The sequence below is a fragment of the Micromonospora sp. DH13 genome, assembly GCF_020873825.1.
Lineage (GTDB): Bacteria > Actinomycetota > Actinomycetes > Mycobacteriales > Micromonosporaceae > Micromonospora > Micromonospora haikouensis.
This window is the reverse complement of record NZ_JAHWGR010000008.1, coordinates 81,598-92,178: the sequence shown is the minus strand read 5'-3', so window position 1 is coordinate 92,178 and position 10,581 is coordinate 81,598. Positions and strand designations below refer to the sequence as shown.

Annotated in this window: 12 protein-coding genes; 5 read left to right on the top strand and 7 right to left on the bottom strand. The window is 72.2% G+C overall.

Annotated elements, in window-relative coordinates; all coding sequences use genetic code 11:
• Position 1: 1 nt before the first annotated feature.
• Positions 2-313: a ferredoxin gene (fdxA, locus tag LPA42_RS10530; protein ID WP_077937509.1), complete on the bottom strand. Its 312-nt coding sequence runs from the start codon at positions 311-313 to the stop codon at positions 2-4.
• Between the two features lie 173 nt (positions 314-486).
• Here fdxA and LPA42_RS10525 point away from each other — a divergent pair, with 173 nt between their 5' ends.
• Entirely contained in the window at positions 487-1,803 is a 1,317-nt protein-coding gene (locus tag LPA42_RS10525) for a hypothetical protein (RefSeq protein ID WP_077937508.1), read from the top strand.
• Between the two features lie 49 nt (positions 1,804-1,852).
• Positions 1,853-2,707, top strand: a complete 855-nt coding sequence (locus LPA42_RS10520) for an IclR family transcriptional regulator (protein WP_158229416.1) — start codon at positions 1,853-1,855, stop codon at positions 2,705-2,707.
• Here the strand turns inward: LPA42_RS10520 and LPA42_RS10515 are convergent.
• From LPA42_RS10515 to LPA42_RS10505, 3 genes are all read right to left on the bottom strand, one after another.
• Positions 2,700-3,467, bottom strand: a complete 768-nt coding sequence (locus tag LPA42_RS10515) for an IclR family transcriptional regulator (protein WP_077937506.1) — start codon at positions 3,465-3,467, stop codon at positions 2,700-2,702. The genes LPA42_RS10520 and LPA42_RS10515 overlap by 8 nt on opposite strands.
• 384 nt (positions 3,468-3,851) lie before the next feature.
• The gene (locus LPA42_RS10510) at positions 3,852-4,262 is read right to left on the bottom strand and encodes an ester cyclase (RefSeq protein WP_228986517.1); all 411 of its coding nucleotides are present in this window, start codon (positions 4,260-4,262) and stop codon (positions 3,852-3,854) included.
• Entirely contained in the window at positions 4,250-4,663 is a 414-nt protein-coding gene (locus LPA42_RS10505) for a VOC family protein (RefSeq protein WP_228986516.1), read from the bottom strand. The genes LPA42_RS10510 and LPA42_RS10505 overlap by 13 nt, the downstream gene beginning before the upstream one ends.
• Positions 4,664-4,884: 221 nt before the next feature.
• On the opposite strand from LPA42_RS10505, the gene LPA42_RS10500 reads away from it, so the two are divergent.
• Positions 4,885-5,910 (top strand): aldo/keto reductase, encoded by a 1,026-nt coding sequence (locus LPA42_RS10500; RefSeq protein WP_077937505.1) that lies wholly within the window; start codon positions 4,885-4,887, stop codon positions 5,908-5,910.
• A gap of 342 nt (positions 5,911-6,252) precedes the next feature.
• Here LPA42_RS10500 and LPA42_RS10495 read toward each other — a convergent pair whose 3' ends face one another.
• On the bottom strand, positions 6,253-6,762 hold the full coding sequence (locus LPA42_RS10495) for a hypothetical protein (RefSeq protein WP_144082627.1): 510 nt from the start codon (positions 6,760-6,762) through the stop codon (positions 6,253-6,255).
• Between the two features lie 399 nt (positions 6,763-7,161).
• Here LPA42_RS10495 and LPA42_RS10490 point away from each other — a divergent pair, with 399 nt between their 5' ends.
• Positions 7,162-8,811 (top strand): ricin-type beta-trefoil lectin domain protein, encoded by a 1,650-nt coding sequence (locus LPA42_RS10490; protein ID WP_228986515.1) that lies wholly within the window; start codon positions 7,162-7,164, stop codon positions 8,809-8,811.
• A gap of 104 nt (positions 8,812-8,915) precedes the next feature.
• Complete coding sequence (locus LPA42_RS10485; RefSeq protein ID WP_077937501.1) at positions 8,916-9,896, top strand: phosphotransferase; 981 nt, start codon at positions 8,916-8,918, stop codon at positions 9,894-9,896.
• Between the two features lie 48 nt (positions 9,897-9,944).
• Here the strand turns inward: LPA42_RS10485 and LPA42_RS10480 are convergent, their stop codons facing one another.
• Together LPA42_RS10480 and LPA42_RS10475 are read right to left on the bottom strand one after the other, a co-directional pair.
• Positions 9,945-10,184 (bottom strand): hypothetical protein, encoded by a 240-nt coding sequence (locus tag LPA42_RS10480; RefSeq protein WP_077937500.1) that lies wholly within the window; start codon positions 10,182-10,184, stop codon positions 9,945-9,947.
• A 2-nt stretch (positions 10,185-10,186) separates the two neighbouring features.
• Entirely contained in the window at positions 10,187-10,579 is a 393-nt protein-coding gene (locus LPA42_RS10475; RefSeq protein ID WP_158229415.1) for a hypothetical protein, read from the bottom strand.
• Between the last annotated feature and the right edge of the window lie 2 nt (positions 10,580-10,581).

Here is a 10,581-nt window from a genome sequence, read left to right as displayed (position 1 = left end):
ATCAGGTGGCGCTCCCCGCGACGGCCGGGTGGTCGCGGCCGACCCGACCGATCTTGCGGGCCCCGCCGGGGCTGCCGATCTCGCCGAAGAACTCGGCGTTGATCGGGCCGAAGTGGGCCCGGTCGGCCGGCAGGTCCTCCAGGTGGAAGATCGACGTGACGGGGCAGACCGGCTCGCAGCGCCCGCAGTCGACGCACTCGTCCGGGTTGATGTACATCATCCGGTCGCCCTCGTAGATGCAGTCCACGGGGCACTCCTCGACGCAGGACCGATCCTGCACGTCCACACACTCGTCGGTGACCACGTAGGTCATCGGTCCTCCAGCGGTTGGGTCGGCCGTCCGCATCCGCACCGCTGACCGTCGCGCTGACGTCGCCGGATGCGGGGCGATGTCGTTGATGTCAGGTCACGCTAGAGAAGCCATCCCGAGTATGTCAACATACGAGACGTCATCTTGAATGAAGTCACGGCGGCGGGAGCGCGGGGATGGACGACGAGGTGCCGGCGGCACTGCGACGGGCGGCCGAGGAGGCCATCGACGAGGCGGGCGTCCTCGACGCGCTGGCCGCGCTGGGGGCGGAGCACAGCCCGTACGGCCGGGAACGGGCCACGGCCCACCGGCTCGCCGACTGGGCCGCCGCGCGCTGGCCGGAGCTGTCCTGGCGGGTCGACCCCCTGGACCCGACGGCGGCGCTGCCCGACAGCGCCAACCTGGTCGGCTCCTCCGCCCTCGGCACCGCGCCGGAGCTGCTCCTCTACTCGCACCTGGACACGTCGCTGACCGGCGGGGCCGAGTTCGACGCGCCGATCACCGGCCTGGACGCCCCCGCGCCCGAGCTGATCAGGCCGGCCGGGACGGGCGCCGAGCGGGTGGTCAGCGGCTTCGGCCTCGGGGTGGCCCGCGCGGCGACCGCCGCCGCCCTGGTCGGCTTCGCCGCGGCGGCCGGCGCGTGCCGGGCCGCCGGCCGGCCGCACCGGCTGACCCTGCTGCTCGCCGCCGCCGGCACCCACCGCACCGACCCCGACGCCGGCCCCACCGCCGGCGGGGTGGCCCACCACCTGGACCGGCACCCGCTGCCGGCCGCCGCCGTGGTGGCCAAGAGCGGCCCGCCGGGCGTGCTCACCGCCGAGCCGGGGGCCATGTTCGTCCGGGTACGGCTGACCAGCCGGTTCCATCCGGCGTTGTTCCGCGACGCCGCCGTCCCGCCGGGGGGCCTGCTGGCGCACCTCGGCCGGGTGGTCGCGGCGCTGGAGGCGTTCCGCGCCGCTCACCTGGCCAGTCGCGCCGGGCGCGGCGGCCAGGTCGGGGCGGAGGTGGGCATCGGCGCGGTGCGGGCCGGCCAACCGGGCAAGCCCGACCTGCTGCCCGGGCGGCTCGACTTCCACCTCTACCTGGTGACGGTCCCCGGCGACGAGCCGGCGGAGATCGCCGACGCCCTGGCCGCGACGCTGGCCGAAAGGCTGCGCGGCACCCCGCTGGGCGACTGCGGGGTGAGCGTGACCGGCTGGCCCGTCCACCCGGCCGCCGCCACCGATCCCGACGCCCCGATCTGCCACTGGGCCGACGCCGCCTGGCGGGCCGCGCACGGCCACGCGCCCCAGCCGATCCGGGGCTGGACGGGGTCGACCGACGGGGTGGTGCTGCGCGGGCGGGGGGTGCCGACCGTCCGGCTGGGCCCGCCGTCGCTGCCGGCGGACCCGAGCGACCCTCGGCGGGACCGTTACGCGGTGGCCGAGCTGACGCGTTTCGCCCGCATTTATGCCGACATAGCGCTACGAAGCCGGCAGATATCGACAGCCTGATGTGCCATATGCCATGATACTGTCTCACTTCACGCAACGAGGGATCCAGATGGCGGACGACAGCCCCTCGCCGGGGAAGAACGCGGACCAGAGCGCCCCGGCGATCCAGACCGTGCAGCGCGCGGCGGTCATCCTCAACGCGTTCACCGCGGCGCGCCCACGACTCAGCCTCAACGAACTGACCGCCAGCCTCGGCACCAGCAAGGCGACGGCCCACCGCTACACCAAGGCGCTGCGCGAGAGCAACCTGCTGCGCTACGACGAGCGGGAGGGACTCTACTCGCTCGGCCCGCAGATCCTGACCCTCTCCGCCGCCGCGCGTGCCGCGATGCCGGTGATCAGCATCGCCGGCCCGCACATGCAGCAGCTCGTCCGCGAGATCGACGAGACCGTGGTGCTCAGCGTCTGGGACGGCGACACGGCAGTGGTCGTCCGCGCCGACGACAACACCGACCGGGTCATCCGCGTCAGCGTCCGCACCGGCTCCCGGCTCTCGCGCACCGAGTCCGCCCAGGGCCGGGTCTTTTGCGCCTTCCTGCCCGAGGACGACGTGGTCGGGCTGGCCGACGAGCTGGCCGCCTCGGCCGAGCTGCGCCGGGAGGTCGACAAGATCCGCCGCACCGGCATCTCGGCGAACACGCCGTCGGCCAACGGCGTGCGCAGCATCGCCGCGCCCATCTTCCGCGGCAGCACGCTGATCGCCGCGATGGCCATCGTCGGCACCACCACCTCCGTGCCGGAGGGCACCGACACCCCGCTCGCCATCGCCCTGCAGCGCGTCGCCGCCCTGGTCACCGCCGAGCTGGGCAGCACCGGCACCGGCCACCACCCCGCGCCGGAGAACGGCAACGGCCACCGTTCCCGTCCCCCGGCGGCACGCGGGAGCGCCGGCCGGGTCAGCTGACGGCCGCGCCGAGCCCCTCGGACAACTCGCGCGCGATGCGCAGCAGGGTGTCCGCCGCCGCGGCCTCCGCCGCACCGGAGAGCACCGCGTCCGTGCCGAGCACGCCCAACGCGGCCACCACCTGGGTGCGCTCGAACACCGGCGCGGCCAGCACCCGCACCCCGAAGTCCTCCGGCGAGTTGACGGCGAACCCGTCGCGGCGCACCTGCTCGACCACCGCCCGCAGCCCGGCCGACAGGCGCAGCTGGCGGGCCACCACGGGGGCCTCGGCGGGCGGCAGGTACGCGCAGAACACCCGGCCCTGCGCCGAGCGCACCAGGTCCAGCGGCGATCCCGTACGCACGCTCAGCCGCACGTCGCCGCTGACGTTGTCCATGCAGCGGACCACGATCGGGCTCTCGCCGTTCCACACGCTGAGCACCGAGGTCTGGTTGGTGAGCCGGGTCAGCCGGTCCAGGTAGGGCTCGGCGGCGGTGACGATGGGCAGCGCCGCGCGGGCGGCGGCCTCCATCGCCAGCACCTGCGGGCCCAGCGTGTACGTGGCGGTGGCCGTGTCGAAGCGCAGCAGGTTGGCCGCGCGCAGCGCGCGGGCGTACCGGTGCGCGGTGGCCCGGCTGATCGCGAGGTCGGCGGTCAGCTCGGCCAGCGTGAGCCGGGGCCGCTCGGCGGAGAACGCCTTCAGGATGGTGGCGGCCCGCTGCACGGTCTGGATCGCCGGCGCGTCGCCGTGATGTTCCTCCACCCCGACCCCGACCGCCATCGCGTCACCTCGCGCATCCCCGTCGTCTCCGCAGGATGCGCACTCTACCCAGCGCGACGGGAAGTGCGCGAACGTGGCGGAGGGGCGGCGTGGCCGCCGCCCCTCCGCCACACTCTCCGACTACGGTGCGTGATATAGGGGTGCCAGGCCGCCGGGGCCCGGCCGGCGCTGACGCTGCGTCACGCCCCGCGAGACCGGACCACGCACCCCGCACCCTTTGCTCTGCACCCACCGAGGCAACACGGCCGTCACGCTGCAATTCTGCGGAGTGCCACCAACAGCCACCGGCGGCGGTCAACTACTCTCAGCGACCGCTGCGTCCGTGGGTGCAGAGCAAAGGGGGTCAGCCGGCGACATCGGCCCAGGCGCGGCGACCACGCCCAGTCACTGCTCGACGGCGAGCTGCCGGTGCACCTCGCCGCTGTCCCAGTAGTCGACCCGGTGCGCGACCAGGCCGTCGGCGTCGACCCGGAACCGGAACATCCCGCGCACGCGCACCGGGGCCCGGCCCGCGGAGACCAGCCGGAACGACATCCGGTACGCCAGCGCGGCCCGGTCCCCCTCGACGATCAGCTCCTCCACCTCGTAGCGGAGGTCGGCGAACTCGGCCAGGAAGCCGTCGAGCCGTTCCCGGTAGCCGGCCCGGCCGACCACCCCGCGACCGAGCCCGGCGGTGTGCTCGTTGACGAAGCCGACGCTGACGCAGGCGGCGACGGCGTCGGCGTCGTGGGCGTTCAGCGCGGCCAGGTAGCGCAGCACCGCGGCTCGGGTCTCCGCCGCGGTCAGTTCCCCCACAGCCGCCGTACGGTGTCGAACACCTGCTGGTCGTGGGAGATCTCGATGACGTTGCCGTCGGGGTCCTTCAGCGCGCAGATGTAGCCGACCGGCGGCGGCATCTGGCGGGGCTCCCAGTGCAGGCAGCCCAGCTCGCGGGCCCGCGCGGCGATCTCGTCGACGTCCGAGCGCTGCGGCACCTCGATGCCGATGTGCGCGAACGGGTGGAGCAGGCCGAGCTGGCCGCCCTTGTCCTTGTTGAACGAGACGAGCACCAGCACGAACGGCGTCTCGACCTGCTTGTCGTTGGAGAGCCACACGCTCTCCCCGTCGGCGTCGGCGAACCGCTCCACCACCACCAGCGGGGTGAGCGTGGTGTAGAACGCGATCGCCTTGTCGAGGTCGCCGGTGGGCAGTGCCACGTGCGTCCATCGGGCTTGGGTCAGGCCGGTCCCCATGAGTACCTCCACCGTGCCGGAATGTCCATAACAACGCTGTCACCAGCCTATTCGTCCCCCGGTCCCGGCGGCGATGTGCCGGGGACACAAACCCGTCCGGGCCGATTCGACCCGGCGGGACAGTGCCGGGGGTCGGGCCGGCGTGCCAGCGTGGTCACACACACCAGCAGGAGGACGATCAGATCATGCGCTACCGCAGGCTCGGCGGCACGGGCGTCGAGGTCAGCACGCTCTGCCTCGGCACGATGATGTTCGGCGCGTGGGGCAACACCGACGAGAAGGAGTGCCACCGGATCGTCGCCGAGGCGCTCGACGCCGGGGTCAACCTGGTCGACACCGCCGACGTGTACGCGCACGGCGAGACCGAGGAGATCGTCGGCCGGGCGCTGCGCGGGCGGCGCGACGACGTGGTGCTGGCCACCAAGTTCCACGAGCCGATGGGCACCGACCGCAACCGGCGGGGCAACTCCCGGCGATGGATCACGCAGGCGGTCGAGGACAGCCTGCGCCGGCTGGGCACCGACTGGATCGACGTCTACCAGGTGCACCGCCCCGACCCGCGCACCGACGTCGACGAGACCCTCGGCGCCCTGTCCGACCTGGTCCGGCAGGGCAAGGTACGCCTCATCGGCACCTCCGCGTTCCCCGCCGAGCAGATCGTCGAGGCGCAGTGGGTCGCGCAGCAGCGCCAGCGGGAACGCTTCACCACCGAGCAGCTGGCGTACTCGATCCTGGCCCGGGGCGCCGAGGCCGGCGTGCTGCCGACCTGCGAGCGGCACCGGCTCGGGGTGATGGTCTTCAGCCCGCTCAACGGCGGCTGGCTGACGGGCAAGTACCGCGCGGGCAGCGTGCCGGCGGACTCCCGCGCCGGGCGCAACGGCGACCACTTCGACTTCCGCGACGCCGCCGCCCGCGACCGCAAGCTCGACCTGGTCGGCGAGCTGGACGCGCTGGCCCGGGAGAGCGGCCTGACGCTGATCGAGCTGGCACTGGGCTTCGTGCTCAGCCACCCGGCCGTGACCAGCGCCGTCATCGGCCCCCGCACCCTGGAGCAGCTGCGTAGCCAGCTCGGCGCGGGCCAGCTCGACGGGCTCCCGGCCGACGTGCTGGACCGCATCGACGCGCTGGTGCCGCCGGGCCACAACGTCAACCCGGCCGACGCCGGGTACCAGCCGCCGGCGCTGACCGACCCGGCCCTGCGGCGGCGCTGACTCCGCGCAACGCCGGTCGCCACGTTCCACCCGCACTCACAGTCCGGCGCAGGCGAGGATGCGCTCCATCTCGGCCAACGGTAGGGACGGGGCGCCGGCCGTCGCACGGGCGACACGTTCGGACGGGTCCGCCAGCAGGGTGACCAGCGCGGCGGGCGGGTGCGTGGCAACGGTGCGTCGTACCGTGCTGTCCGGGTCGGCGACCAACCGCAAGCTCGGCGGGGAGTTCGGGGGCATAGCTGGGGAGGCAGCGCATCCTCGGATCCGGGTCGACCGCGAACTGGCGCAGCGCTCTGCGCCGGAGGGGTGAGGTCGTCGGCCGGCCGCCGTGCCAACCATCGCTCAGCTCTTGCACTGCTCCCGGGCGCGCCCCTGGAAGTCGTCCTGCGCCATGGCGGCCGGGCGCCCCGACCTTCCGCTCAGCATCTCGTCCGCCGTCAGTCGCCCAAGCTGTCGGGAGTCGAAGCGGAGCCTCATCACGAGCCCGGCGGACTCGTTCGAGACGTCCAGGGTGTATGGCTGGTCGGGGGCCAACTCCTTGAGCGAGTGTTCTTCGAGCCGCCACCCGTCGGGCTGCGAAAGCAGTGGCACGTCAACCAACTGGACGGGCTCGGCCTCCGCTGGGCTTCGGCTGATGTACCAGCTCGCCGCCCCGCCGTTCGTCGCGAACACCTTCATCCTGACGATCTTCTCGTCCTCACAACTGGACACCAGCACATGGATGTCCCCGGTACTGTCCACCCTCAATGCCGCACGGTCATGACGCGGTGCCTGACACGCACCGACTGCCAGGAGCATCGGGAGTACCACACCGAAGGTGAGCGCCAACCGCCGCAGCGTCATGCGCGTCATCCTCGCACCTGACCTCAAGGAGTCCGGGGCCGGCGAGAGAGCCATGAGCTGGCCAGCGGCCAGGAGGCTCCGTCGCCGCGACCCATTGGCAAGCGACGATCAAGCCCACGAGTTTGCTTGCCCGTGTGAGCGGTCACATGTTAACTTTCCCGAGGAGCTACCGGGCCGCTCCAAGCAGCTTATCGGGATCCCCGCCGGTCTCGGAGCGATGCGCATTACCGCGTCGAGCCGTGGCCATTCGGGAATTCCGCGCAGCGCTGAGGACAGGTCGCATTCCCGCCCCGTAATCGCAGGTGACCACCACCAAGATGTCACCAGTGCACCCACCCATGCCTGCCGAATGGCATATCAATTGGCAGGCGGCACGACGACGTCCACCGTCCCGAAGATGGAGAGTCAATGCGCGCACGTACGAGATGGTTCGCCGCCCTTGGCGTCGCACTCCTGGGAGCAGTCGGATTGACCGTGGTCGACACGGTTGCCGCGCCGCAACCAGCTCAGGCGTTGGACAACGGGGTGGGCCGCACCCCGCCGATGGGCTGGAACAGCTGGAACACGTTCGGCTGCAACATCAGCGAGGCGCTGATCCGGCAGATGGCCGACGCCATGGTCAACTCCGGCATGCGGGACGCCGGCTACCAGTACGTCGTCGTCGACGACTGCTGGATGAACCCCAACCGCGACTCGGCCGGCAACCTGCAGGGCGATCCGACCCGTTTCCCCAGCGGCATGAAGGCCCTGGGTGACTACATCCACAGCAAGGGCCTCAAGTTCGGCATCTACCAGGCACCGCTGGACAAGACCTGCGCCCAGTACTTCAACTCCTACCCCGGGGCCACCGGCGCCATGGGCCACGAGGCCCAGGACGCCCGCCAGTTCGCCGCCTGGGGCGTCGACTATCTCAAGTACGACTGGTGCTCCCCCACCGGCACCATCAACGAGCAGGTCAACCGGTTCGCCATCATGCGCGACGCGCTCGCCGCCACCGGTCGCCCCATCCTCTACAGCATCAACTCCAACAGCATCCACGAGAAGACCGGCCCCATGCGCAACTGGGGCGACGTCGCCAACATCTGGCGCACCACCGAGGACATCACCAACGCCTGGAACACCGGCCAGACCAACGGCTACCCGATGGGCATCCAGAACATCATCAACGTGACCGTGCCGCTGGCCGGTTACGCGCGTCCGGGTGCGTTCAACGACCCCGACATGATGGAGGTCGGCCGGGGCGGCATGAACGACACCGAGATGCGTAGCCACTTCGCGATGTGGGCGATCATGGCCTCGCCGCTGATCGCCGGCAACGACATCCGCAACATGGACAGCGCCACGCAGACCATCCTCAAGAACGCCAACCTCATCGCGATCAACCAGGACACCCTCGGCCTCCAGGGCACGCAGGTCTCCAACGACGGCACCCGCCGGGTGCTCGCCAAGCGGCTCGCCAACGGCGACGTGGCCGTCGCCCTGTTCAACCAGGGCAGCTCCACTACCACCGTCTCCACCACCGCCGCCGCGATCGGCAAGTCCGGCTCCTCGTTCACCCTGCGCGACGCCTGGACGAACGGCACGTCCACCACCACCGGCACCATCTCCGCCAGCGTGCCGGCCCACGGCACGGTCGTCTACCGGGTCAGCGGCGGCACCACCACCCCGCCGCCCACCACCACGTTCCGGCTGCGCAGCGAGTCCAGCGGCCGGTGCCTGGACGTCGACAACGGCAACACGGCCAACGGCACGGGGGCGCTGATCTGGGACTGCCACAGCAACGCCAACCAGCAGTTCACCCAGTCCGGCCAGGCCCTCCAGGTCCTGGGCAAGTGCCTGGAGCTGCCCACGAACGCCGCGGCCGGCACGCGGGCCCAGATCTGGGACTGCAACGGCGGCACCAACCAGCAGTGGACCTTCAACGGCAACGGCACCATCAGCAACGTACGGTTCCCGTCGCTCTGCCTGGACGTTAACAACGCCGGCACGACCAACGGCACCACCGTGCTCGCCTGGACCTGCCACACCGCCGCGAACCAGCGGTGGAGCCGGGCCTGACCTGACCCCACGCGCCACCGGGCGCCCCGGACGCCACCGTCGGCAGACGGCCCGGCATCCGGGGCGCCCGCCTTCCCGTACGAAAATCCGCCACACTGTGCCGCATGAGCGGATCGCAGGTGCCGGTGCTGGAGATGCTGTGGGAGGCGCACGATCCGCACCGCGCGCTCGACGCAAGGTTCGGCTTCGGCGACGCGCGGGCGGCGGGCCGTTGGGTCGCCGACGTCCTGAACGAACACTGGGGCGTACGCGTCGACTCCTGCGAGCGGATCGTGATGAGCGGCGGCAACGCGCTGGCGTGGGTCGACACGCCGTCCGGTCGGCGGCTCGCGAAGCGGTCGGTGCTGCCCGATCGTTTCCCGCGCCTGGCCGAGGTGGCCCGACTCACGAGCTGGCTCGACGGCCAGGGCCTGCCGGTCTCGGCGCCGGTTCCCACCCGGGACGGCCGGCTCCAGGTCGAGGCCGACGGTGTCTCGCTGGGCCTGCAACGGGTGATCGAGGGCGATCTTCTCGACACCACCGACCCCGGTCAGGTGCGGGCAGCCGGCGCCGTCCTGGCCCGGCTGCACGATGTGCTCGCCGCATACCCGCACGCCGAACGATTCGCCACGCTCGCCGTGGCGTCCCCACCGTTGACACAGCAGATCACCGAATGGCTCGACAGCCGCGCCGCACCGCTGCCCGCGGTGGCCCGTGACGTGCTGCGCGGACTGGTCGCCGGCGCGCCACCCGACCGGCTGCCGCGGCAGCTCGTCCACGTCGACTTCCGCTCCGCCAACGTCCTGTGTGCCGGCGGCGAGATCACCGCGGTCCTCGACTTCGAGGAAGCCCGGCACGACCACCGGCTCGTCGACCTGGCCCGCGCGACGGTCCTGCTCGGCACCCGCTACCACGACTGGGGGCCGGTGCCACCTGAGGCCCAGGCCCAGTTTCTCGCCGGCTACCAGGCCGTGCGCCCGCTGACTTCGGCGGAGGCGGGCTGGTGGGACATCCTGCTGCTCTGGCAGGCCCTCGCGATGGTGCCGCCCGGGGAGGACCCGACCGGGTGGGGACCGTCCGCGCTGAGTCGACTGCCGCGACCCTGAGCACGATCCACTCTCGGCGAGCCGGGCCGGATCGGGTGTGGTGCACGATCAGTCGGCCGGCGGGGTGCCGTCCCGGTCGGATTCGGCGGGTTGGGTTGCCGTGTTCCACAGGAGCACTTCCGTGGCGGTGCGCAGGACGTCGCGGGCGGCGGTGGCGACCGGGCAGTCCGCTGTTCGGCAGGTCGGGCAGTGGCCGTCGGGGTCGGGTTGGTGGTCGCGTAGGACCCAGCGGGCGGTGAGGATGAGCCGGTTGCGGATCTGGGCCAGGGACAAAAACGGCGCGGTCATCCTCAGCCCACCCCGATGGTGGCGGCGAGGTGGACGATGATCATCGGGGCGGCCGGGTCGCGGGCGACCTGGGCGAGGACGTCGCGGCCGGCGGGTCGGTGGCGGATCTCGGCCGGCGCGATCCGGTCGGCCTCCATCAGGACCCGGCCGGCGTTGACCGGGTCGCCGGTCTGGAGGTACGCGCGGGCGGTGTCGAGCAGGTGCGCGGCGCGGTGTTCGGCGGGCAGCCACCGCCAGCCGTCCCGCGCGGTCGCCTTCTCGTGCCGGGCCACCGCGTTCCCGCTGTCGCCCCACTCCATCGCCGCGGCGGCACGGGCCAACTCCACCGCCGTCGGCCCGAACCCGGTGCGGTGGTGGTACTCACCCCCAGTACGAATGAGCTGGTCAGGAGTCACCC

Excerpts from the sequence above, each read along its gene's own strand:
- fdxA (WP_077937509.1), bottom strand. The coding sequence starts at position 313 with ATGACCTACGTGGTCACCGACGAGTGTGTGGACGTGCAGGATCGGTCC.
- LPA42_RS10525 (WP_077937508.1), top strand. The coding sequence starts at position 487 with ATGGACGACGAGGTGCCGGCGGCACTGCGACGGGCGGCCGAGGAGGCC.
- LPA42_RS10520 (WP_158229416.1), top strand. The coding sequence starts at position 1,853 with ATGGCGGACGACAGCCCCTCGCCGGGGAAGAACGCGGACCAGAGCGCC.
- LPA42_RS10515 (WP_077937506.1), bottom strand. The coding sequence starts at position 3,467 with ATGGCGGTCGGGGTCGGGGTGGAGGAACATCACGGCGACGCGCCGGCG.
- LPA42_RS10500 (WP_077937505.1), top strand. The coding sequence starts at position 4,885 with ATGCGCTACCGCAGGCTCGGCGGCACGGGCGTCGAGGTCAGCACGCTC.
- LPA42_RS10495 (WP_144082627.1), bottom strand. The coding sequence starts at position 6,762 with ATGACGCGCATGACGCTGCGGCGGTTGGCGCTCACCTTCGGTGTGGTA.
- LPA42_RS10490 (WP_228986515.1), top strand. The coding sequence starts at position 7,162 with ATGCGCGCACGTACGAGATGGTTCGCCGCCCTTGGCGTCGCACTCCTG.
- LPA42_RS10485 (WP_077937501.1), top strand. The coding sequence starts at position 8,916 with ATGAGCGGATCGCAGGTGCCGGTGCTGGAGATGCTGTGGGAGGCGCAC.
- LPA42_RS10480 (WP_077937500.1), bottom strand. The coding sequence starts at position 10,184 with ATGACCGCGCCGTTTTTGTCCCTGGCCCAGATCCGCAACCGGCTCATC.